The sequence below is a fragment of the Streptomyces sp. NPDC005485 genome, from assembly GCF_040606085.1.
In the GTDB taxonomy this organism is placed as follows: domain Bacteria; phylum Actinomycetota; class Actinomycetes; order Streptomycetales; family Streptomycetaceae; genus Streptomyces.
Genome location: NZ_JBEXDZ010000003.1, coordinates 94716 through 119984, shown reverse-complemented (window position 1 = coordinate 119984; position 25269 = coordinate 94716). Strand labels below are relative to the sequence as shown.

Annotated in this window: 22 protein-coding genes, 1 tRNA gene and 2 pseudogenes; 10 read left to right on the top strand and 15 right to left on the bottom strand. The window is 69.0% G+C overall.

Going from position 1 to position 25269, the window contains the following annotated elements; translation table 11 throughout:
* Positions 1-19: 19 nt before the first annotated feature.
* Positions 20-131 (bottom strand): annotated as a pseudogene (locus ABZS97_RS02680) (TetR/AcrR family transcriptional regulator); the annotation flags it as partial.
* Between the two features lie 163 nt (positions 132-294).
* Here ABZS97_RS02680 and ABZS97_RS02675 point away from each other — a divergent pair.
* Positions 295-1206, top strand: coding sequence for an alpha/beta hydrolase (locus ABZS97_RS02675; protein ID WP_356132689.1), 912 nt, complete (start codon positions 295-297; stop codon positions 1204-1206).
* Positions 1207-1889: 683 nt separating this feature from the next.
* On the opposite strand, the gene ABZS97_RS02670 is transcribed toward ABZS97_RS02675, so the two are convergent.
* From ABZS97_RS02670 to ABZS97_RS02655, 4 genes are all read right to left on the bottom strand, one after another.
* Positions 1890-2051: a hypothetical protein gene (locus ABZS97_RS02670; protein WP_319204835.1), complete on the bottom strand. Its 162-nt coding sequence runs from the start codon at positions 2049-2051 to the stop codon at positions 1890-1892.
* Positions 2052-2274: 223 nt separating this feature from the next.
* Entirely contained in the window at positions 2275-3342 is a 1068-nt protein-coding gene (locus tag ABZS97_RS02665) for an alkene reductase (protein WP_356132687.1), read from the bottom strand.
* A gap of 288 nt (positions 3343-3630) precedes the next feature.
* Positions 3631-4359 (bottom strand): SDR family oxidoreductase, encoded by a 729-nt coding sequence (locus ABZS97_RS02660; protein ID WP_356132685.1) that lies wholly within the window; start codon positions 4357-4359, stop codon positions 3631-3633.
* A gap of 80 nt (positions 4360-4439) precedes the next feature.
* Positions 4440-5279, bottom strand: coding sequence for an alpha/beta hydrolase (locus tag ABZS97_RS02655; protein WP_356132683.1), 840 nt, complete (start codon positions 5277-5279; stop codon positions 4440-4442).
* Positions 5280-5410: 131 nt separating this feature from the next.
* Here ABZS97_RS02655 and ABZS97_RS02650 point away from each other — a divergent pair, with 131 nt between their 5' ends.
* Both ABZS97_RS02650 and ABZS97_RS02645 read left to right on the top strand, forming a co-directional pair.
* Entirely contained in the window at positions 5411-6019 is a 609-nt protein-coding gene (locus tag ABZS97_RS02650) for a TetR family transcriptional regulator (protein ID WP_356132681.1), read from the top strand.
* Between the two features lie 355 nt (positions 6020-6374).
* Positions 6375-6464, top strand: a tRNA-Met gene (locus ABZS97_RS02645).
* An 82-nt stretch (positions 6465-6546) separates the two neighbouring features.
* Here the strand turns inward: ABZS97_RS02645 and ABZS97_RS02640 are convergent.
* Positions 6547-6795 (bottom strand): annotated as a pseudogene (locus tag ABZS97_RS02640) (DUF3105 domain-containing protein); the annotation flags it as partial.
* A gap of 476 nt (positions 6796-7271) precedes the next feature.
* Positions 7272-9563, bottom strand: a complete 2292-nt coding sequence (locus tag ABZS97_RS02635) for a heavy metal translocating P-type ATPase (protein WP_356132679.1) — start codon at positions 9561-9563, stop codon at positions 7272-7274.
* Here ABZS97_RS02635 and ABZS97_RS02630 point away from each other — a divergent pair.
* Positions 9562-9942: an ATP-binding protein gene (locus tag ABZS97_RS02630; protein WP_356132677.1), complete on the top strand. Its 381-nt coding sequence runs from the start codon at positions 9562-9564 to the stop codon at positions 9940-9942. The genes ABZS97_RS02635 and ABZS97_RS02630 overlap by 2 nt on opposite strands.
* A gap of 121 nt (positions 9943-10063) precedes the next feature.
* A complete protein-coding gene (locus ABZS97_RS02625) occupies positions 10064-10384 on the top strand; it encodes a hypothetical protein (RefSeq protein WP_356132675.1) in 321 nt (106 codons plus the stop codon).
* A 791-nt stretch (positions 10385-11175) separates the two neighbouring features.
* Here the strand turns inward: ABZS97_RS02625 and ABZS97_RS02620 are convergent.
* From ABZS97_RS02620 to ABZS97_RS02585, 8 genes are all read right to left on the bottom strand, one after another.
* Entirely contained in the window at positions 11176-12168 is a 993-nt protein-coding gene (locus tag ABZS97_RS02620; RefSeq protein ID WP_356132769.1) for an aldo/keto reductase, read from the bottom strand.
* A gap of 580 nt (positions 12169-12748) precedes the next feature.
* Positions 12749-13138: a nuclear transport factor 2 family protein gene (locus ABZS97_RS02615; protein WP_356132673.1), complete on the bottom strand. Its 390-nt coding sequence runs from the start codon at positions 13136-13138 to the stop codon at positions 12749-12751.
* A 13-nt stretch (positions 13139-13151) separates the two neighbouring features.
* On the bottom strand, positions 13152-14126 hold the full coding sequence (locus tag ABZS97_RS02610) for an aldo/keto reductase (RefSeq protein ID WP_356132671.1): 975 nt from the start codon (positions 14124-14126) through the stop codon (positions 13152-13154).
* Between the two features lie 325 nt (positions 14127-14451).
* Positions 14452-15234 carry an SDR family oxidoreductase gene (locus tag ABZS97_RS02605; protein WP_356132669.1) on the bottom strand — a complete coding sequence of 261 codons (783 nt, stop codon included), beginning with the start codon at positions 15232-15234 and terminating at the stop codon, positions 14452-14454.
* A 383-nt stretch (positions 15235-15617) separates the two neighbouring features.
* On the bottom strand, positions 15618-16127 hold the full coding sequence (locus ABZS97_RS02600; protein WP_356132667.1) for a flavodoxin: 510 nt from the start codon (positions 16125-16127) through the stop codon (positions 15618-15620).
* Positions 16128-16632: 505 nt separating this feature from the next.
* Positions 16633-17481, bottom strand: coding sequence for an SDR family oxidoreductase (locus ABZS97_RS02595; RefSeq protein WP_356132665.1), 849 nt, complete (start codon positions 17479-17481; stop codon positions 16633-16635).
* Positions 17482-17522: 41 nt separating this feature from the next.
* Positions 17523-18557, bottom strand: coding sequence for an alcohol dehydrogenase catalytic domain-containing protein (locus ABZS97_RS02590; protein ID WP_356132663.1), 1035 nt, complete (start codon positions 18555-18557; stop codon positions 17523-17525).
* Between the two features lie 39 nt (positions 18558-18596).
* The gene (locus ABZS97_RS02585) at positions 18597-19010 is read right to left on the bottom strand and encodes a cupin domain-containing protein (RefSeq protein ID WP_356132661.1); all 414 of its coding nucleotides are present in this window, start codon (positions 19008-19010) and stop codon (positions 18597-18599) included.
* A gap of 421 nt (positions 19011-19431) precedes the next feature.
* Here ABZS97_RS02585 and ABZS97_RS02580 point away from each other — a divergent pair, with 421 nt between their 5' ends.
* From ABZS97_RS02580 to ABZS97_RS02560, 5 genes are all read left to right on the top strand, one after another.
* Positions 19432-20358 (top strand): helix-turn-helix transcriptional regulator, encoded by a 927-nt coding sequence (locus ABZS97_RS02580; RefSeq protein ID WP_356132659.1) that lies wholly within the window; start codon positions 19432-19434, stop codon positions 20356-20358.
* A 189-nt stretch (positions 20359-20547) separates the two neighbouring features.
* Positions 20548-21948: an MFS transporter gene (locus ABZS97_RS02575; protein ID WP_356132657.1), complete on the top strand. Its 1401-nt coding sequence runs from the start codon at positions 20548-20550 to the stop codon at positions 21946-21948.
* 88 nt (positions 21949-22036) lie between these two features.
* Positions 22037-22285: a DUF2255 family protein gene (locus tag ABZS97_RS02570; RefSeq protein WP_356132655.1), complete on the top strand. Its 249-nt coding sequence runs from the start codon at positions 22037-22039 to the stop codon at positions 22283-22285.
* A 157-nt stretch (positions 22286-22442) separates the two neighbouring features.
* Positions 22443-24047: a Na+/H+ antiporter gene (locus ABZS97_RS02565; RefSeq protein WP_356132653.1), complete on the top strand. Its 1605-nt coding sequence runs from the start codon at positions 22443-22445 to the stop codon at positions 24045-24047.
* A complete protein-coding gene (locus ABZS97_RS02560) occupies positions 24044-25264 on the top strand; it encodes a low temperature requirement protein A (RefSeq protein ID WP_356132651.1) in 1221 nt (406 codons plus the stop codon). Before ABZS97_RS02565 ends, ABZS97_RS02560 begins: the two co-directional genes overlap by 4 nt.
* Positions 25265-25269: the final 5 nt, after the last annotated feature.

Sequence of the window (25269 nt, the reverse complement as noted above, 5' to 3'; positions counted from 1 at the left end):
GTGAGAGCGACCGGCATCAGGCCGTCAGCGCGGCGATCCCCGAACCGTCGATCCCGTCGTTCTTGAACCGACGCCCAGCCGTCTCGATGATCCGCCGCCGCGTCTCCTTGCTTGCGCTCTCGCCCGTATCGGGCCCCGCACCCTCCTTCACTCGTCCAGCCGGCCGCTGACCGCCACCCCGGGCCGCATTTAGCGTACGATCATAATTTAATTTTCGGGCAGCACGCCAGCACCTTGCCGCATCACCGAACCGGCTGGGCACCACGAGTGCCCAGCACAGACAGGAGTGTCATCATGGGAATCAGTCCGCAGGCGCAGCAGTTCGCGAAGTTCCTGGACAGCGTGCGCGCCAAGTGGATGACGCCGGGCCTGGACCTGGGCGTCGTGCGCGACGTCGCCGAGACGCACCACCTGGCGACCGCCGAACCGGAAGACGTCACCTACGCCGAGGTCGACGCCGACGGCGTCCCCGCGCTCTGGGCCATCCCCGCCGGCGCCGCCCCTGACCGGGCGCTGCTGCACTTCCACTTCGGTGGCTCAGTCACCGCCTCCATGCATTCGGACCGCAAGGCCGCCGGCCACATCGCGAAAGCCGCCGGGATCCGCTCGCTCGTCGTGGACTTCCGCCACGCCCCCGAACACCCCTACCCGGCACAGCTCGACGACGTCGAGACCGCCTACCGATGGCTGCTCGCACAGGGCTACGAGCCGCAGAACATCGGCAGCACCGGCCACTCCATCGGCGGCACCCTCGCCGTCATGCTGCCCCTGCGGCTGCTCGCCAAGGGCGAGCCCACCCCCGGTGCGATCGTCAGCATCTCGCCATGGGCCGACGTCACCCTCACCAACCCCAAGGTGGATGAGAACGAGGAACACGACAAGATGCTCAGCCGCAACATCCTCGAGCAGATGCGGGCAGCGTTTGTGCAGGACCCGGACCTGGACTTCGCCGACCCGCGGCTCAGCCTCGTCAACGCCGACCTGACCGGCCTCCCGCCCACCGTCGTGCACTACGGCGCGTACGAGACCCTCGCCGGCGACGGCGCCGCACTCGCACAACGGCTCACCGAATTCAAGGTCACCTCCGAGGTGCACCCGATGCCCGAGGGGCAACACTCCTTCATCCTCGGCGCCGGACGCGTACCCGAGGTCGACCAGGCGATCGAGCAGATGGGCCAGTGGCTGCGCCGGCATCTCGGCGCCTGAGTACCACTTAGCTCGTCACCGTCCGGCGATCTTCCGGATTCCACGCCCAGCCGGCCGTATCCGACGTCACGCTCCCACCAACCGCAGGTGGATCGTGGCGCCGGATACCGCCCCACAACCCTCACGGAGAAGGTCTCGTGACTCGGCTCGGCGGCCAGATCGCCCTGGTCACCGGCGCGAACCGGGCCTCGGCCGCGAATTCGTCCGGCAACTGCTCGACCGCGGTACCGCGAAGGTCTACGCCGCCGCCCGCGACCCTCGCACGATCGTCGCCGACGCCCCCCGGCTGATCCCGCTCCACCTCGACGTGACGGGCCCCGCCTAGGTAACCCGCGCCGCCGGGATCGCGCAGGACGTGAGCGTCGTGGTGACAACACCGGGATCGCCCGCGTCGGTTCCGTGCTCGACACCGACACCTCCGGTGTCCGTCTCCAACTGGAGGTCAACCTGTTCGGCCCGCTCGCCGTGACCTCAGGCCACTGACCGGTGGATCTGGCTCACCCTTGCGACGGCCGTGGTCGCCGCCGCACGGGGCCTTGGTGATCGCGCCGTCGGCGCTGACGTCGGCCAGATCGGGGCCGATCGTCCGGTGAGACCGCTGGGCGTCGGTTCAAGAGCGACGGGATCGACGGTTCGGGGATCGTTGCGCTGATGGCCGCTGCGGGGTTGACCAAGGGTGCGTTCTACGCCCATTTCGACTCCAGGACGATCTGGTCGCGACGGCGGTCGCCGACCAGCTGCGCGCGCAGTGCGAGGCTGTGGGTGCGGCGGTGCCCGGCCAGGCCGGGATGGAGCAGATCCTGCGGGCCTGTCTCTCGGTGCAGCACCGTGACAGTTCTGAGCACGGCTGCCCGTCGGCCGCCCTGCTCGACGAGATCGCTCGCGGCGCGGACGCGACCCGACGCGCGTACACCGACGGGGTGCTCACCGTGATCGACGACGCTGCCGCTCGGGTCGCACCCCAGGACCCGCGCTCGTCACGCGCGCGGACGTTCAGCATCTATGCCCTGGCGTGCGTACGCCGAAGCGCCCGAGGAAGGCGACTCCCTCCGGCGCTGGGGGCTGTGGTCAGGCGGCGTGGGTGGGGTAGTCGGTGTAGCCAGCCGCGCCGCCGCCGTAGAAGGTGGCGGGGTCGGGGTCGTTCAGGGGAGCGCCGACGCGTACGCGCTCCACGAGGTCAGGGTTGGCGAGGGCCATCGAGCCCACGGTGATGACGTCGGCGACGCCGTTGTCGATGTCCTTGGCGCGGGTGGCGATGTCGGTGCCGGCGCGGTTGAGGATCAGTGTGTTCGGCCACAGCTCGCGCAGCGTGCCCAGGAGTTCGTCGTCGCCGCCGTGGGCGAGGTGCAGGTAGGCGAGGTCGAGGGGGGCGAGGGCGCGTACGAGGTGCGGGTAGAGCTCGTGGGTGTCGTCCTCGGTGAGGTCGCCGAGCTGGAAGGGGTTGCCGGGGGAGAAGCGGATGCCGGTGCGGTCGGCTCCGATCTCGTCGGCCACGGCGGTGGCGACCTCGACCGCGAAGCGGATGCGGTTGTCGAGGGAGCCGCCGTACTGGTCGGTGCGCTGGTTGGTGGTGGGGAAGAGGAACTGGTGGATGAGGTAGCCGTTGGCGCCGTGGATCTCGACGCCGTCGGCGCCTGCGGCGATGGCTGCCGCGGCGGCGCGCCGGAAGTCCTCGACCGTCGCGGCGACCTCCTCGGTGGTCAGCTCGCGCGGCTCCGGCATCTCCTGCATCCCGGAGGCGGTGAACATCTGGCCTGCCGGCTTGATCGCGGAGGGGGCCACGGGCTGGCGGTGGTGGGGGGTGTTGTCGGGGTGGGAGATCCGTCCGACGTGCATGAGCTGGATGACGATGCGTCCGTCGGCCTTGTGGACGGCGTCGGTGACCTTGCGCCAGCCGGCGATGTGCTCGTCGGTGTAGATGCCCGGGGTCACCACATAGCCCTGGCCGTCCGCGGAGGGCTGGGTGCCCTCAGTGATGATGAGGGCGTGCGAGGCGCGCTGGGCGTAGTACTCGGCGTTCAGCTCGGTCGGCACGCCTTCCGGAGTGGCCCGGCTGCGGGTCAGGGGGGACATCGCCAGACGGTGCGGCAGGGAGATCTTCCCGGCGACGGTCGGGGTCCACAGACTGTCGAGCATGCGTGATTCCTCGGGTTGTCGGCATCCGCCATGAGCATCGGCGGATTACATTACGAACATGATGTTTTGGTGGGTGGTGGCCAGCGCAGCAAGGGTTCCGGGGCGTGCGGGGGGGCTTCCGGAGTTCTTGAGCAGTCGTACGCGGCGATGCTGGAGGTCGGCCGCGCGCAGAAGTCCGACTTCGTGGCCCGCTGCCCGCGGCGGTACCGGACACCCGCCTCGACCACACCGCGGTGACCGTTGCGGGGCCCGAACCGCGGACTCGACCTCGCGCGGCACTCCCGTGGGTCAGTCGCCCAGCTGCCCGGCAAACTGCGCCTCGATGGCCGGGTACAGCAGGGCCTGGTCGTCGTGCAGCGTGGACTTCACGTTGCGGCTCATCTCGTCGACGACGGCCTCGGGCCGGCCTGCCTCCAGCGCGTCCAGGGCGCTGCGGGCCACGTCGGTCGGCGGGGTCTTGGGGACGTCGAAGCCGGCCTGCATGTCGGTGTCGACCGGTCCGACGTGGACGGCGACGACTTCGGTCCCCTGTGTCTTGAGCTGCTGCCTGGCGGCGTTGGTGTAGCTCCACGCGGCTGCCTTCGACGCCCCGTACGTCGCGGCTACCGGGTAGGCCGCCCATGAGGCGACCGAGAGCATGTTGACGAAAGCACCGCCGCCGTTGGCCGCCACGACCGGGGCGAACGCCCGCGTCATGGAGATGAGCCCGAAGTAGTTCACCTCAAGCTCGCTACGCGCCACGTCGAGCGACGCGGAGAGGGGGAAGTTGGCGCCGGCGACACCGGCGTTGTTCACGACGATCGAGACGTCGGCGAACTCGGCAGCGGCCGCGGCGACAGCTGCCGGGTCCGTGACGTCCAGCGCGACGGGCGTGAGCCGCGGGTCCGTGATGGTGGCGACATCGCGGACAGCCGCGTACACCTTGGTCGCACCGCGGGCGAGGAGCTCGTCCGCGAAGGCCTTGCCGATGCCACGGTTGGCGCCGGTCACCAGAGCTACCGAACCTTCGATCTTCATGTCTGTCTCTTCTCGTCAGGTGGTTCTTCGGGCGTGGGGGCACACCCAGGACGTGCCGTTCGCCTTTCGGGCGCGGCTGCTTACTCGTCGAGGAACTGAAGGGCGTGCTTCAGGAACCGCTCGGGGTACTGGAACTGCGCTGCGTGCCCGGCGTCGGGGTAGATCAGCAGTTGGGCGTTCGGGATGTTCTGCGCGAGGTGCCAGGAGTTGATCGAGGCGATCATCACGTCGTTCGTGCCGTTGAGGACCAGCGTCGGCTGGGTGATCGCGTTCAGGAAGGCGTAGGGGTTCTCGCCGGGCAGCGGTTCCCCGTAGGCGGTGGCCGCTTCGAACTGTGCCTGCCCGACCGCGGGCGAGCTCGGCGGGTCCTGGTCGGCCCGCTGGTGGCGGCGCTCCCAGAAGGCCCGGCCCGCTTCGACCGCGGCCTCGGAACGGCCGAAGAACAGGAAGAGGAAGTCCTCCAGGCCGGGGACCGGATTCAGCGCCACCTCGGGCACCTTGGGGTCCATCGTCGGGTCCCCGCCGCGCAGGCCGGTGCCGAGCAGGAGGAGCTTGCGCACCAGCTGGGGGTGGCGCAGCGCGACCTCCTGCACCTGCCAGCCGCCGATCGAGAACCCGAGCAGATCGACCTGCTCCAGCCCAAGAGCCCGGATGACCGCGGCGATGTCGTCGGCCATGTCCTCCATCCGGTTGCGCGGCGTGCCGGATGACGAGGCGATGCCGCGCCCGTTGAAGAGGATGACCTCTCGGCCTTCGGCCAGGCCGTCGGTGAGCAGGGGGTCCCAGTGGTCCATTCCCCCGCGGAAGTGCTGGACCAGGAAGATCGGGACGCCGGAGGGCTTGCCCCAGCGTCGGTAGGCGAACCGGTCGCCGTCGACCTCGACGTACTGCGTCGGGGCGGTCACATGCGTATCGCTCATGGCCTGAGCCTTTCTGGCGGGGATGAGCAATACGATGACGGTCGTAATATAAAAAGTCAAGCCCTTAGATGCCGATCGACATCTATGTATGCTTGACCGTCGAGTGTCGACCGTGGATGGGGAGGCCAACCATGCGAGTGACCAAGGCGCAGGCGGAGCAGAACCGTGCGCACATCGTCGCGACAGCCGCCGGACTCTTCCGCGACCGCGGCTATGACGGCGTCGGCGTGGTGGAACTGATGGCGGCCGCTGGCTTCACCCATGGCGGGTTCTACAAGCACTTCCGCTCCAAGGCCGATCTGATGGCCGAAGCGTCCGCGAGCGGGCTCTCGCAGATCGCGGCACGGACAGAAGGCCTGGGGCCGGCCGAGTTCGTCGAGAGCTACGTCTCCCGGGAGCATCGCGACGGGCGCGGCGACGGGTGCACCATCGCGGCCCTCGGCGGCGATGCCGCACGTCAGCCGGCGGGCATCAAAGCGGAGTTCGCCGCCGGGATCGAGCAGTTGCTGACGGTCCTTCAGGCCCCAGGCGACACGCCGGGGGATGCGGACCCGCGCGTGGACCGCACCACGCTGATCGACATGCTCGCCCATTCGGTCGGCGCGGTCATGTTGTCGCGGGCATGCCCCGACGATTCTCCGCTGGCGGACGAAATCCTCGACGTCTGCCGCCAGGGGATTCGCGCCTCGCTGGCGCACGGCAGCAGCGATCAGCCGGCGACACGGCGCCCGGAAGCCTGACCACAGCCGACCGACACAGGGCCGACCACCCGAGGGTCAGACGTCCGCCCGATCCCGTCAGCTCGCTCTGGGAGAAGTCGACTGAGCTGGATAGGGGGACGAGACAGCGTTTGGCCTGCGGAACTGGCCGCAGAGGCTCCGCCCGGAGTAGAGGGTCGGGGCCTTTGCACGTTGGAAGGGAAATCCGCTGTGCGAAGGTTCTAGCCCCGTGGTTGAACTGTGCGGACATGGCTGCTTCCGTGACGACCGTCGAACTCATCGACCTCCACGGGCCGTTGAGGGGCCACAAGGACAGGAACAGACCAACAGGCACTGCCAAGGGCTGACATAGATCAGCATGTCTGACCTGCAAGAACGGCGTGAATCGGCACTGATCGGCAAGGACCGCCAAGATCCCCAATGGACTCATAATCCGTCGGCCCTGGGTTCGAGTCCCGGCCGCCCACCTGTACAGGCTTCCGACCTGCGGAAACGTCTCATCGGGTCTGTGGGTTCAGGATTCTGGCCCAACGGACGAAATCCGCTGCCTTCACGTTCAGTTGGTGTCCCCAGGCGGACAGCGTGATCGGCGACGACTCGCTCTTGTAGGGGCTCATTAGGGTGTACGGCGTCTTCTGCACCTTCGCCGCGAGCAACTGCACGTCCGCCTGCGCGGCCTTGTCGCTGTAGGTGACCCAGACGGCGCCGTGCTCCAGGGAGTGCACCGCGTTCTCGTTCTGGAGGTAGTGGGTATAGACGTTGCCGTTGCAGTCCTGCCAGACCGGGGCGTGGTTGCCATCCGAAACGGCGGCCGAAGATCCTGGCGCCGCCGACCGGGCCCAGGTAGTTGACGACGTCGAACGGCTTGGTGGAACTGCCGTTGCAGGCCGCACCTCACCAGTTCCCGGTCAGTGTGAATCGTTGACGGTGGAAGTCGAAGTGCTGGGTCGGGTACCGGTAGAGGTCCGCAACCGTCATGACGTAACAGCCGCAACAGCACGAGCAGGAAACATGTCAGGATGTAGCCGAAGAGCATGCGGAACAGCAGGTGCCCGTTGCTCCACCGGGTGCCATCGGTGCCCCGGCGCAGGTCGGCGCCGGTGGCGCCGTCGAGCCGCCGGTGGAACGCCATGCGGGCCCGCTCCAGTTCCTCGTGGATCGCCTGCCGATCCGCCGACGCCGCGTCCTGCACGAGTCCCACCTGCCCTCCGGCTGCCGCCGCCTTGATGGTGTCGGCCGTCCGCGGTCATCGTTGCTGCTCAGCTGGGCGGGCCTATCGGAAGGACCTCAGGCGCAGGCTGTTGGTGACGACGAACACCGAGGAGAAGGCCATAGCAGCGCCGGCGATCATCGGGTTGAGCAGGCCGGCGGCGGCGAGCGGCAGGGCTGCGACGTTGTAGCCGAAGGCCCAGAAGAGGTTGCCCTTGATGGTGGCGAGGGTCCTTCGGGACAGGCGGATCGCGTCCGCGGCCACCCGCAGGTCGCCGCGTACCAGGGTGAGGTCGCCCGCCTCGATCGCCGCGTCGGTGCCGGAGCCCATGGCCAGTCCGAGGTCGGCGGTGGCGAGGGCAGCCGCGTCGTTGACGCCGTCCCCGACCATCGCGACCGTACGGCCTTCGCTCTGCAGCCGTTTGACGACGGCCACCTTGTCCTCGGGGAGGACCTCTGCGATCACCTGGTCGATGCCGACGGCCCTGGCCACGGACTCGGCGACGAGCTGGTTGTCGCCGGTCAGCAGGACCGGCCTGAGCCCGAGCCGGCGCAGTTCGGCCACTGCTTCGGCGCTGGTCTCCTTGATCGCGTCGGCGACGGTGAGGACACCGCGCGCCTCGCCGTCCCAGGCGACGGTGACCGCCGTACGTCCCTCTGCCTCCGCCGCGGCCTTGGCCTCGGCCAGCGTCGGGGGCAGTTCGATGACCCATTGGGCGAGGAGCGTGTCCCGGCCGACGAGTACGGCGTGGCCGTCGATGACGCCCTGGACGCCGAGGCCGGCGATGTTCTCGAAGCTCTCCGGCACGGGCAGGCTGCCGGTCTGCTGGGCGGCGCCGGTGGCGATGGCCTGGGCTATGGGGTGTTCCGAGGCGTGCTCCAACGCGCCTGCCAGTCGCAGCAGTTCGGTCTTGTCGACGCCGGGTGCGGTGAAGACGTCCTGGAGTTGCATGCGGCCCGTGGTCACGGTGCCGGTCTTGTCGAGGACGACGGTGTCGACGCGGCGGGTGGACTCCAGGACCTCGGGTCCCTTGATGAGGATGCCGAGCTGGGCGCCGCGGCCGGTGCCGACCATGAGGGCGGTGGGGGTGGCCAGGCCGAGGGCGCAGGGGCAGGCGATGATCAGCACGGCCACGGCGGCGGTGAAGGCGGCGGCCGCATCACCCGTGACGTCGAACCAGGTGACGAGCGTGGCCAGGGCGATCAGCAGGACGATGGGGACGAAGATCCCGGAGATGCGGTCGGCGAGCCGCTGCACTTCGGCCTTGCCGTTCTGCGCGTCCTCCACCAGCCTCGCCATCCGCGCGAGCTGCGTGTCCGCGCCCACGCGGGTTGCCTCCACGACCAGCCGGCCGCCGGCGTTCACGGTCGCCCCGGTCACGGTATCGCCGGCAGTGACGTCCACCGGCACCGACTCGCCGGTCAGCATCGAGGCGTCCACCGCCGATGCGCCCTCGACGACGATCCCGTCGGTCGCGATCTTCTCCCCGGGCCGTACGACGAAGTGGTCGCCGACGGCCAACTGTCCGACGGGTATGCGTACTTCCTTGCCGTCCCGCAGCACCGAGACGTCCTTGGCGCCCAGTTCCATCAGCGCGCGCAGCGCCGCTCCCGCCTTGCGCTTGGACTTCGCCTCCAGGTAGCGCCCAGCGAGGATGAACGTGGTCACGCCGGCCGCGGCCTCCAGGTAGATGGAGGAGGAGCCGTCGGTGCGGGAGACGGTGAGCTCGAACGCGTGCCGCATGCCCGGCATGCCGGCGTGCCCGAAGAACAGCGCCCACACCGACCAGCCCAGGGCGGCGAGCGTGCCGATGGACACCAGCGTGTCCATGGTCGCGGCGGCGTGCCGCGCGTTCGTCCAGGCGGCCTTGTGGAAGGGGAAGGCGCCCCATGCGACGACCGGCGCGGCCAGAGTGAGCGACAGCCACTGCCAGTTGTCGAACTGCAGGACCGGGACCATCGCCATCAGGACCACCGGGACCGACAGCGCGAGCGAGACGAACAAGCGCTCTCGCAGGGCGGTCAGCTCGCCGTCCGCGGCAGGGGGAGCCGCGTGCGCCTGGGCCGGGTCGCCGGCCGTGGGAGTGGGGGGAGGCGGCTCCTGGGCGGTGTAGCCGGTCTTCTCGACGGTGGCGATGAGGTCGGCGACGTCGATTCCGTCCGGGTAGGAGATCTTCGCCTTTTCCGTGGCGTAGTTGACGGTCGCCGTGACCCCGTCCATGCGGTTGAGCTTCTTCTCGATCCGGGCCGCGCACGAGGCACAGGTCATGCCGCCGATCGAGAGCTCGACCTCGGGGGCGGGTTCGGGTGCGGGTGCCTTGCCGGGGTGTGTGTTCGCGGGAGCCGTGCTGGTCATGGAGATTCTCCTGGGGAAGACCGGGACGTACGGCGTCCGTATCAGCGGAGCGACACGTCCCGGCGGGAGGACGTTTTGTGGCCCGCAGGCGCCGGTCCGTCCCGACCTGCTGATCCTCGACGACTTCGCCATGCGTCAGATGACTGCCCCGCAGGCCGACGACCTCTATGAACTCATCTCCGAGCGGCAGGGACGGTCCTTGATCATCACCAGCAACCGGGCGCCCAGCGACTGGTATCCGCTCTTCCCCAACCCCGTCGTCGCCGAGTCCCTCTTGGACCGGCTGATCAATGCGAGTCACCAGGTGATCATGAACGGACCCAGCTACCGGCCCAACAAGCGCCCCAAGAACCCCAGCGACAACCCCTGCCGGTCCTGATCCATCGTGCGCAGGAGCGTCGATACGGCTTGCCAGCAGCTTGCTGGCGCTCCTGCCTCGTTGTCCTCGCTGCGTGAGAGGCTGCCCGGCGACACCAGGACATGGATGGAGAGCTGGCGGGATGGGTTTCGAGGGCGAAGTCTGGCGACTGATGCGGCAGGAGTATCTGCTCGGCGAGATCGTGATCGACGAGGCCGACTTTCCATGGCTGAACGGTCGCTTCGTTCCCACGCCGACGTTCGAAGAGGTGAAGCCGTGGTTCGACGAGTCGCTGGCTCTGCTGGAGGCGGAGGAGTACGAGCGGTTCGACGACTCCTACGACCGGATCGCGGACACCTTGTCACTGGTGGCCCCGTCAGGTCCGGTGGCTGAGTTCCTTCTGCACATCAGTGACGCTCGTGCTTGGTTCAGATGGAGTGACGAACCATTCGATGAGGTCTGACCCCGCGGGGCCTTGGGGAATTACGTGACCACAGCCCCTGGGGAATTACGCCGTCGTGGACAAGCCGTAACGGCGTATCCATCCTCGATGCGGCCTCGGGCTGCCTGGACTGCTCTGCTGTGCGAAAGATGTGGCCCTCGGGTCATGCTGGGAAGCTGGGGCAATGTGGGCAGAGGGTTCTGTTGCAGCCAAGTAGGGGTGAGGCAGCGGCCGTCGTGGGCTTCGGCGGGCAATACTGGTTGGCCGCTCGCGTGGTGCTTGCCAAATTCCCGACGCTGGAATGGATCCGAGTGGCGGATCCAGAGGCCGGTGTGGCTGATGATTTCCAATTCAAATCGGGGCTGCGACGCCACACATTGCAGGTGAAGTGGTCGCAGCCTGCCGGGTCGTTCACATGGGCTGACCTGACGAGCGGGGAAGGCGAAAAGCCGGGCTTGCTGACACAACTCGCGGCCGCATGGGAGCGGTTGCGGACGGCCGCACCGGAGCCCCTGACGGTCCATCTTCTGGATCGATGTGCCGACCGCGACCGGGGTCGTCGTGCTCGTGCTGCGGCGGGTGCCGAAGGCTGGGGGGAGGCGGATCGACGCCATGGTTGACCTTGGCTGCGGGCAATTGGGCAAGTCGATGAGCGCGCCGGCCCCGGACGGCACGATGACGTCGACTGCCAGCTCGTCGCTCATGGACAGCGGCCAGTTGACCGGGGCAGTGCTGTACGGGGGTGCTCGCCTGCCGCACCCTGCCTCCGGGGCGTGGGCCAACCGGAGGCCGCCGGTATCCAGGGTCCGTGCCTACATCATGCCGAGTACGGGGTGGGTGACGTACGGCTCTTCCAGCTCTTGGATCTCTTCGTCGGTGAGTTCGACGTCCAGGGCCGCGACCGCGTCCTCAACATGCTGGACGGCTGTCGTGCCGACGATGGGGGCGGTGATGTAGGGCTTGCTCAACATCCAGGCCAGTGACATCTGCGCCATCGGGATGCCGCGCTTCTTCGCGAGCTGTTCGAGGTTGTCGACCACGACCTTGTCCAGGTCGTTGGTGCTGTCCCATACCCACTTCGACACTTCGTCGATCTTGACGCGCGGCGTCACCGTACCCCACGGGTGTGCCAGGCGGCCACCGGCCAGCGGGCTCCACGGAGTGAGCGCCACCTTGCGATCCTCGCACAGAGGAAGCATTTCGCGCTCTTCCTCACGGTAGATCAGGTTGTAGTGGTTCTGCATCGAGACGAACTTGGTCCACCCGTTCTTCTCGGCGATGCTCTGGAGCCTCTCGAATTGCCAGGCGTACATCGTCGAAGCTCCGATATACCTGACCTTTCCGCTCTTCACTACGTCATGGAGTGCTTCCATCATCTCCTCCATCGGCGTCAGCGGGTCGAGCCGGTGGATCGTGTATAGATCGACGTAGTCGAGGCCCAGGCGTGTCAGGCTCTTGTCGATCTCGCTGAGGATCTCCTTCCGTGAAAGTCCGCCGCCGTTGGGCTTTCCGGCGCGCATTTCCATTCGCACTTTGGTGGCGACGACGATGTCGTCGCGATCGAGACCGAAGTCCCGGATCAGGTGACCGGTGACCTCTTCGCTCGTGCCGAGCTGATAGACGTTCGCAGTGTCGAAGTAGTTGATCCCCAGTTCGACGGCCTTGCCGAAGATCGACTTGGCGTCATCGAAGTCGCGGGCCCACGGGAAGAGCCCGTTCTCGGTTCCCGGCTTGCCGAAACTCATCATGCCCAGGCATATGCGGGATACGTCCATGCCGGTGTTGCCGAATTTTGTGTACTTCATCGTGTTCTCCTGATGCAAGGGGTGGGCGGCATTGTATGGCACATTCTTCGCCCAGGATCGGGTTCTTTCTTGATGCCCGAGCCTGGGCTAGTCACTTCAGTCCAACGACCGTTCAGTGAACAGAAGGCTCTTTCCCTCCCTTTATAGCGCGGGTCAACAGAGCCGGGCGCGCTCAATGGGGGGCCCTGTCATACCCCCGAATATCGCTCCCCCTCGGGGCGCCGACGCGTTCCGTCCACCTCGCCCGTACCGGACATGCGGAACGGGGCACCGACCTCTCAGGTCTGAGGGCCGGGTGGCACGGGATGGTTCGTGGCCCGCGCGTCGGCGGCACTCGACGCGGTCACGTTCAGCAGGAGGAGGAGAGGATCGTTGTAGGGCGTGCCGGGCTGGGCGACATACGCCCAACACGCCCTCAACCCCTTCAGGGTTCGTGGTGTCGGCCGCGCGAAGCTCTCAACCGGTGCTCTCCGGCGGGCGGTGCAGCTGGGAGCTGGCGGGCGCGGGTGGCGCGGTGATGGGACAGCCTCGGCGGCCAGCAGCAGGCGCGCCGGCCTCACGTTCCGTACTGAGACCGCGCTCACCAGGTCGAGGCCACGGTGCGCAGCACCGCCCAGGTGTCGCCCTCACGCCGGTAGTCGCTGGCCAGGTCAAGGCGCCAATTGGCGCGGCCTCCGTAGATCCCGGCGTCAGTCAGGGTGCGGAGCACCAGGTGCGCCGTGTCACCGCTGATGTCGAGCGTCGAGGTTTTGGTGTCGATCGAGTGGTACACGAACTGGCCCGCCCGCATCTCCGAGAGCCATTCGGCCTTGGGTTGTACGTAGCCGGTCATGTGGGTCAGGGTGAAGTCGTCGTCGAGGAGCTGGCCGAGTGTCTCGGTGTCGCCCTCCACCATCGCGTCCAGAAAGACCTGTTGAACCTCCAGGATCTCCTCGCGGTCGACGCCGGACTCGTCCGTTGACTGCGGCACGATCCGTCTCCTCTCAGCGTTCGAGCATCCGCTTGCCGGCCTCGGTGTGCGTGTCCCCGGCGGCAGGCGGGAGGCTGCTGAGGCGCTCGATCTGTGCCGCGGTCAGTTCGACGTCGTCGGCGGCGCAGTTCTCCTCGATGCGGCTGACCCGCTTGGTGCCGGGGATGGGCGCGATGTCCTCGCCCTGGGCGAGCAGCCAGGCGATGGCGACCTGGGCCGGGGTGGCGCCGACTTCGCCGGCCACCGCCTCGACCTCGTCGACGATGCGCAGGTTGCGCTGGAAGTTCTCGCCGGTGAAGCGCGGGTTGCCGTGCCGGAAGTCGGACTCGGAGAAGTTGTCGGCCGAGCGGACCTTGCCGGTGAGGAAGCCGTGCCCGAGCGGCGCGAACGGCACCAGGCCGATGCCGAGTTCACGGATCGTGGGCAGGATCTGCTCTTCGATGCTGCGCGTCCACAGCGAGTACTCGGACTGCACGGCCGTGACGGGGTGTACTGCGTGCGCCCGCCGGATTGTGTCCACTCCGGCCTCGGAGAGCCCGATGTGGCGGACCTTGCCCTCGGTGACCAGTTCGGCGAGCGCGCCTACCGTGTCCTCGATCGGCACGTTCGGGTCGACCCGGTGCTGGTAGTACAGGTCGACGTGATCGGTGCCGAGCCGCTGGAGCGAACCCTCCAGCGCGGTACGGATGTTGGCCGGGCTGCTGTCCAGGTTCCACGGGCCGTCGCCCGCGTGGGACACCATCCCGAACTTCGTCGCCACCACCTGATCGCGACGGCCCTTGAGCGCGCGGGCGACCAGCTCCTCATTGACGTACGGGCCGTAGATCTCCGCGGTGTCGATGAGTGTGACGCCGAGTTCCAGGGCCCGGTGGATGGTGCGGATCGACTCCGTCTCGTCCGTGCCGGAGTCGGTGTAGCCGTGCGACATGCCCATCGCACCCAGACCGATGCGGGCTACGTCTAGGTCCCCGAGGTGGACGTGCTTCATGCTGTGGCGCTCCGATTCGTGATGGTGTGGTGGGCGGCGGTCGTGCTACGCATGGTGCGCGGGCGTCATTCGCAAGGCAGGAAGTCGGTGGAAGCCGCCAGGTCGTTCTGGGCGCGGAAGGCGTCCAGGCGCTTCTCCAGGGGGTCGATGATGCTGCCCAGTGCCTGTGAGCCGAGCACCGTCCGCAGGGGAGCTGGGGCCCAGTCGACGCTGGCATCGAGACGTACCGGGAAACAGACGTCGTGTGTCGCGCGACCTGGTCGTTCGGGTGTCGCGAAGCCATAGGGATGCACCGTCACCGCCCTTGAGGCGCGGCGGTCGGGAATCAGACCGTACGGATCTTGCGGACCGCGTCCAGGTCACCGGCCACCCGGGAGGGTTCCTTGTCCAGCGGCATGTTCGCCAGGTCTCCGACGCCGTCCAGTGAACCGCCGGCGTCGGGCTCCAGGGCCTCGAACATCGGGCGCAGGTCGTCGGGAAAGACGCCGGACTCGGCTACGAGCTCCAGGGTGCGGCCCTGAGATTCCTCGCACTCGACGGCGGCGACCAGGACCTTGGCGATGTCCTCGCGGGCGATCACCCCGTCGGAAGGGCTGCCCGAGCGGCGCTTGTCGCCCTGCAGGAAGACCGGCCGGTGCTGATCGGCGTCGTTCAAGCCGAACCAGCCCGGGCGCACGATCGTGTACGGCAGATCGCTGGCACGGACCAGGCGCTCGGAGCGGCGCTTCCAGTCCTGCAGGTCGGCATACCCGGGAAGACGGCCGGTGAGGCCGATGGCGGTCATCAGCGCGATGTGCGGGCTCCGGCCGTCCAGGGCTTTGAGGATGTTGAGGACTCCGGCGTAATCGACGGCCTCTGTGTGGGAGCCGCCGGAAGAGCCCAGGGTCCAGACGATGGCGTCGACGCCGTCCAGGGCCTGGGGAAGCGTGTCCGGGCGCGTCACATCGCCCACGACGATCTCGGCTGCGTCCGGCAGCATGGAGGCCCGGGAAGCGGAGCGGACCAGTGCCCGTACCCGGTGGCCGTTCGCCAGGGCCTCCGCGACGGCATGGCGCCCGATGCTTCCCGTCGCGCCGACCACGAGGACAGTCTTCCGCGCTCCAGCCATGATTCCTCACATTCGCCGCACGAGGGCGGCACACTTACGGCTCCCGGCTCGGCAGGAACAATCTGCGCGTCGGCTTTCCAAACGCGCTTCCTTCAAAACCGTATAGCGGGTTTTCCGGTTCTGCCGCCGCGAAGGGAGGGTGCATCAGGGCCCCCCATTCCGGGATGTGCGGTAGCGGCACACACGTAGAATCCAAGGTCGCAGCGGGTGGGTGGAGAAGCTTTCGTCCCCCCGGTTGCGCCGGGGGCCGTCACCGCCGAGCGCCTGGTGCTCCTGGCCGGCTGGTGCACCGTCGCCAAGCCCGCCGAAGGACCACACCGGTTCGGACGTTCGAGCCGCGAGAGGCACCGCCACGAGTATCCGGGCTCCCGAACCCGGGACGGTCAGGCCGACAGGCCGGACTCGCGAAGCCAGTCGGTGAGGTCTCCTCGCGCTTCGGCCGCCTCCTCGCCACGGACTGCGAGACCTTCGGCGACCGTGGACCTCGGGCACGCCGTCGTGTACTCCTCGACCGTGGCACCCAGTCCGCTGACCGCGTAGGTGGCCAACGGCAGGATCGTCTTGCCGGCCAGGTCCACTCCGTCCAGGAAGGTCCGCATGATCATCGGCGGACGCACGTTCCAGATCGGACCGGCCAGGATCAGTGTGTTGTAGCCGCTCGTCTGGGGAAGTGGGGTCGCGATGTCTGGCCGGGCGTCTCGTTGTTGCTCGCGGACGTTCCGCGCCACGGTGGCGTCGTAGGAGTCCGGGTATGGGTCCGCCGCCTCGATGCGGTACACGTCGACAGGGAGCGCGTCGGCGATCATCCGCGCGACGACCTCGGTGTTGCCGATCTCCAGGTCCTTGCGATCCCCGTAGAAGTAGTTCTCCCCCGGCCGGGAGGAGTAGACCAACAGGACCCGCGCATCAACGGTCGCGCTCGGCGCCGGAGACGGCGTGGCACCGGTGCAGGTTGCTGCCGATGGTCGACTGGCGCGCCCCGTGCAGGCGCTCAACCCGGGCACGACCAGTCCCCCCGCTCCGGCTGCCGCCGCAAACAGGACAGTGCGCCGGTCGGCAGCACGCGGAGCGTGCGCCCGTGCTCCGTGACCGGGCACGTCAGCATCGCTTCCCGCGGTCGTGCGCTTGATCGCGCCGGGGCCGAGCGGGCTGGCCTGTACCCGGTGCGGCCACGGGGACGGCACTTCATGGTGATCGTTTTCCTCCGACGGTGGTTGAGAAACCCCAGGTCCGTGCTGGTGCGGCGGTACGCAGGGACGCGTCGGGCAGGCGGTGCGGCGGCCGACCGCAAGCACCGGCGGGTGCGGAGGCCATGTGCTCCACCCGGAACGGCTCACCCTGCCTGAAGTCAGGGTGCGGGGGCAGCGTGCAGCCGGCGCCCGCCGGTTGTTCCGTCGCTCAGGGCGTGGTGAGCTCGCCGGTGCGTAGGGCGGAGGTGACACCGCCGTCCATGAGGAGGTCGGCGCCGGTGATGAAGCCGGCGCTGCGGCCGAGGAGAAAGGCTGCCGCGTCGGCGACCTCGTCGGGGCCGGCGAACCGGCCGGCCGCCGACACCTTGCGTACGTGCTCGAACCACTCGCCGCGCGGCCCGGACAGTTCGTCCAGGGCGAGCGGCGTGATGATGACGCCGGGGCTGATCGTGTTGACGCGGGCGCCGCGCTTGCCCCATGCGCTGGCGGCCGCCAGGACGCGCAGCGAGTTGGCGCGCTTGGACAGTGCGTAGGCGTGCACGGTGGAACCGATCTGCTCGTCCGTCAGGAACGGCAGCGCGAGCAGCTTTGACGTCTCGGTGGTGGTGAGAGCCTGCTCGATCTCCGGTTCGTACGGGCTTTCGCGGTGCCCGGCCATGCTGGCGATGACCAGGCCGGCGCCGCCGGGGGCGATGACGCGGCCGAAGGCGTCGAGAATCATTGCGGTGCCGAGCAGGTCGACGTGGAGGATGCGCTGGATGGGCGCCTGGGTGGGCGAGACGCCTGCGGCGTGGACGACCTGGGTGACGGAGCCGAGAGCGGCGGCCTCGTCGGCGAGGGCCTCGACCGCGTCGTGGTCGGCGATGTCGCACACGCGGGTGGCGACGTCGTGGCCGTCGCCGCGCAGCTGCTCGGCGGCTGCCTCGACGGCCTGCTCGCTGTGGGCGGCGAGCAGCAGGGTCCGGCCCGCGCCGATGCGGCGGGCGATGGCGAGGCCGATGCTGCCGGGGCCGATGATGACGGCGACTTCCTTGGTCTGCTGGCCCTGCGTGCTCATCTTGCGTACGTCCTTTGCTGGTGGGGTGGTTGTGTGCCGGGTCAGTCGGCGATGAGGACCTTGAGGGCCAGGCGGTCGTCCATGGCCTGGTAGCCGGAGGCGACGTCTTCCAGGGCGATGGTGCGGTCGAAGACGCGGCCGGGGCGGATCGTCCCGTCGAGGATGTGCGGCATTAGTTCCTCGATGTAGGCGCGTGCGGGTGCGACGCCGCCGGTGAGGGTGATGTTGCGCATGAACTCGGGGAACGCGAAGGGGATCGCTGGGTACTGCGGCGCGCCCACGCGGCTGATGGTGCCGCCGTCGCGGACCACACCGGCACTCTGGGTGAGCGCGGCCTCCAGGCCGACGCATTCCAGGACAGTGCGTGTGCCTTCGCCGCCGGTCAGCTCGCGTACCCGGGCCACGCCGTCCTCGCCGCGCTCGGCGACCACGTCGGTGGCACCGAACTCGACACCCAGATCGGTGCGTCGGCGGTGCCGGCCCATCAGGATGATGCGTTCCGCACCGAGCAGCTTGGCGCTGAGTACCGCGGACAGGCCGACGGCGCCGTCCCCGATGACGGTGACCGTGTCGCCCTTCCGTACGCCTGCGGTGTGTGCGGCGTGGTAGCCGGTGCACAGCACGTCGGAGAGGGTGAGCAGGTCGGGCAGGAACTCGGAGTGCTCGTCGACGGGCAGCTTGACCATGGTGCCCTGGGCCTGCGGGACGCGGGCGTACTGCCCTTGCCCGCCGTCCACGCCGTTCACGCCCCATGTTCCGCCGTGTGTGCAGGAGGTCTGCAGGCCGTCGCGGCAGTACGTACAGGTGTTGTCGGAGTAGACGAACGGGACCACGACGACGTCGCCGACTGTGAACTCCCGTACATCGGAGCCCAGTTCCTCGATGACGCCGAGGAACTCGTGGCCCATGTGACGCGGAGTGTCGGTGTAGGTCTGGCTCTTGTACGGCCAGAGGTCGCTGCCGCAGATGCACGAACGGACGATGCGCAGGACGGCGTCGGTCGGGTGCTGGATCTGCGGGTCCGGGACGTCCTCGACGCGGACGTCGCCGGCCTCGTACAGGAGGGTGGCGCGCATGGGGTGGGTGCTCCTTGTCGGTTCGGTTGGTGGCCGTCGTCAGCGGGCGTTGGTGCGGGGGGCGTTGTACTCGCCGTTTTCCACGGCCTCGGCCCACTCGGTCTGCGGCACGGTGTCGCCGTCGCCGTCCATCAGGACGAGATGGGCCATGGACCGGTGGGGGGAGGCGCCGTGCCAGTGGTCCTCACCGGGGCCGATGTGCACCGTGGTGCCTGGGTGCGCTTCGATGACGGTGCCGTCGCGCGTTCCGATGCGGGCGATCCCCTCGACGATGCGCAGGGTCTGGCCGAGCCGGTGCGCGTGCCAGTGGGTCCGTGCGCCGGGCGCGAACCGCACCAGGTGGAGGCTCGCGCCCGCGGGGTCGGCAGTGGCGTAGAGCTGGTCGACCCAGACATCACCGGTGAAGGTCAGCGCGGGGCCCTTGGCTGTGGCGGGCTGCTTGAAGATTTCCACGGGGGTTCCTGGAGGTGGACGGGGACAGCGTCAGCTCGGTTCGAGCGAATGCCCGCGAGCGGCGGGCTATGCCCGGTCCTCGGGTTCCGTGCATGGCCGGGTGGAACGCGCAGACGGGGCTTCGCTCGCGCAGCCCGAGGACAAAGGGAAGAACTGCTCCTCAAGCTATGGGGAGCCTGCCGTCCCCACGCGCCGAGTGGGAGACCGGGTTCTGCGGGGGAACAACGTTCAGGGGTACAACAGGGCCCCTCACCGCGCCTTCTCGCATGTCGAGGGGAGGAGGAGAGGAAGAATCTGTGAACACGCACGGTGAGGGGTGGCGCAGTTGTGGGCGCGGTTTCCATATCCGCGTCAGGAAGCACGGACCGTGCGCCACCGAGGTGCAGGAGACTTATCCCGGCCCGAACGACACAATGGGCACATGGCACGTGGACCACACAACAAAGGCAGCGGGGCGAGCGGTGATGTTGACAGTGGCCTCGGGGCCTATCTGCGGGCCCGGCGGGCCCAGGTCACTCCCGAACAGGTGGGACTGAGCGCCACGGGCCTGCGCCGTACGCCCGGCCTGCGCCGGGAGGAACTGGCCGCCCTCGCCGGCGTCAGCATCGACTACTACACGCGGCTGGAACGGGGCCGGGAGTGCCGCCCCAGCCCCGCGGTGCTCGACGCGCTCGCCCGGGCCCTTCAACTGGACACGTACGGCCGTCAGCATCTGCACGACCTTGCCGTACGGGCCGCGCGGGCCGTACGCGCCGCTCCGCAGGCTCAGGGCGCTCCGGCGGCGCGGGAGATCCGGCGAAGTGTGCTGCTGCTCGTCGAGGAACTGAGGCCGAACCCTGTCTTCGTCCTCGGCCGCACCCTCGACGTCCTCGCCTGTAACCCGAGCGCCCTGGGCCTGTTCGCCGGACTCGACGCGCAGCCCGCTTCCGACCGCAATATCGCCCGCTACGTCTTCCTGCACCCCGATGCCCCCGACGTCCTGGACGACTGGGACGAGCAGGCCCGCGCCTGCGTCGCCCGACTCCGGGTCCTGGCAGGAACCGACCCCGACGCCCGCGACCTGACCGCTCTGGTCGACGCACTCCTGGCGAAAAGCCCGGACTTCGCGGACCTGTGGAGCCGCTACGACGTGAAGCCGCATGTGCAGGGCATCAAGACCTTCCACCACCCCGACGTGGGCGACCTGAGCCTGTGCATCGAGTCGATGCCGCTGGACGAGACCCTGGCCCACCGGTTCGTCGCCTTCTGCGCCGAACCGGGTACCGCCGATCACGACAAGATGGTCCGGCTCGACATCGGCACCGCTGAATCCGCCGCATGCGATCGCGCCGACCACATCACGGCCTGACAGCAGCCCCGCCCGCGTCGCCGCCCCCAGCCTAACAACCTCGCTGACCTGCGCCAATGTGGCGTGAGGGGTCCCAGCATACCCACCTGACGCTGCTCCCCGGCACAGCTCGCCCTGCCACCCGCGACGCTCACACAGCAGGCTGGACAGCGGCTGAAGCATCCGTCCGCTGTCAGGAGTCCGCTCCCCATGACCAGTACTCTCACACCCGTCTCCAGCTCCGCCACCACCGGGAGCGGGAGCCGGGCCACCGGCCCCGGCCGGGCGCTGGGCGCCGCCCTCCTCGGGTTCTTCGTGATCACGCTGGACGCTCTCATCGTCAGCGTCGCGCTGCCCACGATCGGCGACGACCTCGGCGGCGGGATGACCGGACTGCAGTGGGTCGTCGACGGATACACGCTGGTCCTCGCCGCCCTGCTCCTCTCCGCAGGCTCGATATCCGACCGGATCGGGGCGCGTCAGGCGTTCGGCGCCGGACTCGCCCTCTTCCTCGTCGCCTCCGCGGCCTGCGGCTTCGCGCCCACGCTCCCCGTGCTGGGCGTAGCCCGTCTCGTCCAGGGGGCGGGCGCGGCGGTGATGATGCCGGCCACGCTCGCCCTGATCGGGGAGGCGTACCCGGACGCGGCCCGGCGCACCCGCGCCATCGCGATCTGGGCCGTGGGCGGCTCGGTCGGCTCCGCCGCCGGACCGCTTCTCGGCGGCGCGCTCAGCGCGATCAGCTGGCGGTGGATCTTCTTCATCAACCTGCCCGTCGGCGCCATCGCCCTCCTGATGCTGACCAGGGTCGCCCGGTCCCCGCGACGCCCCCTCCCCTTCGACTGGACCGGGCAGATCAGCGCGGTCCTGGCCATGGGCGGACTGACCTACGCCGTGATCGAAGGTGGCGAACACGGCTTCATCGAGCCACTGGTACTGACAGCGCTGGTCGTCGCCGTGCTGTCTTTCATGGTGTTCGTGGCGGCGCAGGCGCGCGGCAGTCACCCGATGCTCCCGCTCACCTTTTTCACCACCCGCTCGGTGAGCCTGTCCTTGCTGGCCGGGTTCGCCCTCAACATCGGCTTCTACGGTCTGACGTTCCTGCTGAGCCTGTACTTCCAGCAGCTACGGGGCCTGTCCGCGCTCGACACCGGCATCGCGTTCCTGCCGATGACCCTGCAGACGGCCGTCGTGGCGTTCCTGTCCGCGCGAGTCGTCCAGCGGTTCGGCGCGAAGGCCGTGATGACGGCCGGGCAGTGGATCATGGCCGCGGGCCTGCTCATCCTCTTCGCGCTGCCCGCCACCGCCGCCACCTGGCTGGTCGCCGTCCTGATGATGCCGGTGGCCTTCGGCGGCGCCCTCGCGGTGCCCGCGATGACCGGCCTGATGCTGGACAGCGTGCCGCAACAGCAGGCGGGCCTCGCCGGCGGCGCGCTGAACACCTTCCGGCAGTTCGGCGGGGCCCTGGCCGTCGCCGTGTTCGGCGCGCTCCTTGCCAACCAGGCCGGCTTCCTGCACGGTCTGCACCTCAGCCTCCTGATCGGCGTGGTCCTCCTCACCGTGACCGCCACGGCGACGGGACTGCTGCTCAAGCCGGCCACCGCCCGGACCTGACCCCGGCTCGTACCTCCCGGCAGGCATGCCTGCCCCACTGCGGACAGAGTGAAGATCATCAAGAAGTACCCGGACCCAGGAGACCGTCATGACGGCATGGACCGACGCACAGCTCGACCGCATCGGCGCGGGCCAGGAGATCACCCTCGAATCCGAGCGCGCCGACGGATCGCTGCGTGACCCCGTCACCATGTGGATGGTGCGCGACGGCGACGTCATCTACGTACGCTCCGTCAAGGGCCGTGAGGGGCCGTGGTTCCGCGGCGCCCAAGGCCACCACCAGGGCCCGCGTCCGCGCAACCGGGGTGAGCAAGGAGAGGGCCTTCGAGGACGCTGATCCCGCCCGTGCACGAGCGCGTCGACGCTGCCTACCGTTCTGCGTACGGCCGCTTCACCGGCATCGTCGAACACGTCCTGTCCCCGCAGTTTCGCGCCGTCACGCTCCAACTCGTCCGCGCTGAGCACCACAGACCACGACAGACAGGAGGTGACCGGTGCACGGCCTTGAATTCGTCGTGATCCTCGGGATCGCGCTCGTGGTGTGCGGCGTCCTCGCCACTCGGCTGCGGATCGCCGCACCGGTCCTGCAGCTCGCCGCGGGCGCGCTGCTCGGCTTCGTACCTTGGCTGCGTGAGACGCAGCTGCCACCGGACGTCCTGCTCCTCGTCTTCCTGCCCGTACTCCTGTACTGGGAGAGCATCACCACGTCGCTACGGGCCATCCGGCGCGACCTGCGCGGCATCGTGCTGAACGGCACGCTCCTGGTCGCCGTCACCGCGTGGGCGGTGGCGGCCCTCGCGCACACGCTCGGCCTGCCCTGGGGACCGGCCTGGGTGCTCGGCGCAGCCGTCGCCCCCACCGACGCCACCGCCGTGGGCGTCGTCTCGCGGCTCCTGCCACGCCGCAACGTCACACTGCTGCGCGCCGAGAGCCTCATCAACGACGGCACCGCGCTCGTCATCTACAGCCTGGCCGTCGGCGCCACCGTCGGCGCCGAACACCTCAGCGTCCCGCACATCGGCGGCCTGCTGCTCCTGTCCTACGGAGGAGGCATCGCGGCCGGGCTCCTGGTGGCGTGGCTCGGCATCCTGGCCCGGCGCCGGATCCGCACCCTGGACGACACACTGATCGGCAACCTCACGATCATCCTGATCCCCTTCACGGCCTACCTGCTGGCCGAGTTGGCCGAGGCGTCCGGGGTGCTCGCCGTCGTGGTCTGCGGTCTCGTGATGAGCCAGGCCGGCCCCAGACTCGGCCAGGCCGACGCCCGCCGCCAGACGGAGGCGTTCTGGTCGCTGGCGATGTACCTGCTCAACGGCTTCCTCTTCGTCATGGTCGGCCTGGAGGCGCAGGCAGCAGTGCGCGGCCTGTCCGGCAACGCCCTCACCGACGCGCTCGTCATGGTCGCCGCGGTCTCCGTGGCACTGGTCGTCGTCCGCTTCACGTTCCTGTTCGTCGCGGCGTACACGATCCGGCTCGTGGACCGGCGCCCACAGCAACGCGAACGCCGCATGGGGCACCGCGCCCGCGTCGTCAGCGCACTCGCGGGCTTCCGCGGCGCGGTCTCGCTGGCCCTGGCGCTCTCCGTGCCCTACACCGTCGACTCCGGCGCACCCTTCCCCGACCGCGACACGATCGTCTTCGTCGCGGCGGGGGTCGTGGTCGTCACCCTGGTGGTCCAGGGGCTCGTCCTGCCGGGGGTGGCGCGCTGGGCCCGGCTGCCCCAGGACACCGACCACGAACGCGAACTCCACCTGGCGCAGACCGCCGCATCGAAGGCGGCCCTGCAGGCTCTGCCCGACGTGGCCGCCGAACTCGGCACCGATCCGGACGTCGCTGACCGACTACTGGCCGAGCACGAGACGCACTTGAGGACCCTGCACGCCATCGACGCAGCCGAAGACACAGAGGACTCCGGCTCCCTGCTGCGCCGCCACCACCAGGAGACCGACCTGCGCCTCGCCCTTCTGGTGCACAAACGCGCCGCGGTCATCGCCCTGCGTGACGAGCGCCGAATCGACGACAGCGTGCTGCTGCGCATGCAGGCTCGACTGGACACCGAAGAGGTACGGCTCGCGCAGCGAGAGGCCGCCGAATGACCGACGAACAGATCCCCACCGGCGAGGCCCGCACGCCCGAAGCGCGAGGCACTGTTCAGGGCGGCCCCGGCTTCATGAGCCGGGTAACGCCCTTCGAGCTGTTCTTCGACCTCGTCTACGTCTTCACACTCACCCAGATCACCTGGTACATGGCACACGAGCACACCGGCACCGGCGTGCTCCACGGCCTGCTGCTGCTCGCCCTCGTGTGGTTCTCCTGGTCCGCCTACGCCTGGCTCGGCAACCAGGCACGCTCCACCGACCGAGGCGTGTTGCGCGCGGGCCTCGCCGTGGCGATGGCCGGGGTCTTCGCGGTGGCCCTCACCGTCCCCGAGGCATGGCACGACGGCCCCGGCGGACTGAACGGCCCCGTCGTCCTCGCCTGCGCCTACCTGTTCGTCCGCTGCGTCCACCTCATCGTCTATGCCGCACTGGCCGGCGACGACCACGGCCTACGGCGGCAGGTGGTGATCTCCGTGGCTCCCGTCCTGGGGGCGGGCGGCTTGCTCATCGCGGGAGCAGGGATCGGCACCACGCAGACCGTGCTGTTCGCGGTGGCGATCGTCGTGGACTGGGGCGGCATCTACACCACGTCACGCCGCGGCAACTGGCGTATCCACAGTGCGAGTTACTTCAGCGAACGCCACGAACTCTTCATCATCATCGCCCTGGGCGAGTCCCTGCTCGCCATGGGAGCGGCCGCCTCCCGACGCCCGATCGACCTGGCGCTCCTGACGGCGGCCGTCCTCGGCGTCGCCGCCACCGCGGGACTGTGGTGGCTGTACTTCGACATCGTGACCCGCATCGTGGAGCACCGCCTTGAGGAGACCCGCGGCGCACAGCGGCTGAGCCTCGCCGTCCACGCCTACGGCTACGCCCATTTCCCCGTCGTCGCGGGCATCGTACTGACCGCCCTCGGCATGGAAGGCGTCGTCGCGGACGCGGGCGGTCGAGAGGGCCTCGGCACGTTCTCCGCCTCAGCTCTGTGCGGCGGCGCGGCCCTCTATCTGGGCGGGCTCACGCTGTTCGGCCGCATCACCGTGGGCGTCTGGGGACCGTTCCGCCTCGGCGCCATGCTCGTACTCCTCGCCTGGTGCCCCGCAGCCAACGCACTCTCGCCGCTCGGTGCCCTCACGGGCGTCGTGGTCATTCTCGCCGCCGTCGCCGGCGTCGAGACCTGGTGGTACAGCGAACTACGGCGCACGGCACGCCGCTGAGGCAC

What these genes read in the sequence shown, in the direction of transcription:
- ABZS97_RS02675 (WP_356132689.1), top strand. Translation starts at nt 295, where the DNA reads ATGGGAATCAGTCCGCAGGCGCAGCAGTTCGCGAAGTTCCTGGACAGC.
- ABZS97_RS02665 (WP_356132687.1), bottom strand. Translation starts at nt 3,342, where the DNA reads ATGCTCGACAGTCTGTGGACCCCGACCGTCGCCGGGAAGATCTCCCTG.
- ABZS97_RS02660 (WP_356132685.1), bottom strand. Translation starts at nt 4,359, where the DNA reads ATGAAGATCGAAGGTTCGGTAGCTCTGGTGACCGGCGCCAACCGTGGC.
- ABZS97_RS02655 (WP_356132683.1), bottom strand. Translation starts at nt 5,279, where the DNA reads ATGAGCGATACGCATGTGACCGCCCCGACGCAGTACGTCGAGGTCGAC.
- ABZS97_RS02650 (WP_356132681.1), top strand. Translation starts at nt 5,411, where the DNA reads ATGCGAGTGACCAAGGCGCAGGCGGAGCAGAACCGTGCGCACATCGTC.
- ABZS97_RS02630 (WP_356132677.1), top strand. Translation starts at nt 9,562, where the DNA reads ATGGAGATTCTCCTGGGGAAGACCGGGACGTACGGCGTCCGTATCAGC.
- ABZS97_RS02635 (WP_356132679.1), bottom strand. Translation starts at nt 9,563, where the DNA reads ATGACCAGCACGGCTCCCGCGAACACACACCCCGGCAAGGCACCCGCA.
- ABZS97_RS02625 (WP_356132675.1), top strand. Translation starts at nt 10,064, where the DNA reads ATGGGTTTCGAGGGCGAAGTCTGGCGACTGATGCGGCAGGAGTATCTG.
- ABZS97_RS02620 (WP_356132769.1), bottom strand. Translation starts at nt 12,168, where the DNA reads ATGAAGTACACAAAATTCGGCAACACCGGCATGGACGTATCCCGCATA.
- ABZS97_RS02610 (WP_356132671.1), bottom strand. Translation starts at nt 14,126, where the DNA reads ATGAAGCACGTCCACCTCGGGGACCTAGACGTAGCCCGCATCGGTCTG.
- ABZS97_RS02605 (WP_356132669.1), bottom strand. Translation starts at nt 15,234, where the DNA reads ATGGCTGGAGCGCGGAAGACTGTCCTCGTGGTCGGCGCGACGGGAAGC.
- ABZS97_RS02595 (WP_356132665.1), bottom strand. Translation starts at nt 17,481, where the DNA reads ATGAGCACGCAGGGCCAGCAGACCAAGGAAGTCGCCGTCATCATCGGC.
- ABZS97_RS02590 (WP_356132663.1), bottom strand. Translation starts at nt 18,557, where the DNA reads ATGCGCGCCACCCTCCTGTACGAGGCCGGCGACGTCCGCGTCGAGGAC.
- ABZS97_RS02580 (WP_356132659.1), top strand. Translation starts at nt 19,432, where the DNA reads ATGGCACGTGGACCACACAACAAAGGCAGCGGGGCGAGCGGTGATGTT.
- ABZS97_RS02575 (WP_356132657.1), top strand. Translation starts at nt 20,548, where the DNA reads ATGACCAGTACTCTCACACCCGTCTCCAGCTCCGCCACCACCGGGAGC.
- ABZS97_RS02570 (WP_356132655.1), top strand. Translation starts at nt 22,037, where the DNA reads ATGACGGCATGGACCGACGCACAGCTCGACCGCATCGGCGCGGGCCAG.
- ABZS97_RS02560 (WP_356132651.1), top strand. Translation starts at nt 24,044, where the DNA reads ATGACCGACGAACAGATCCCCACCGGCGAGGCCCGCACGCCCGAAGCG.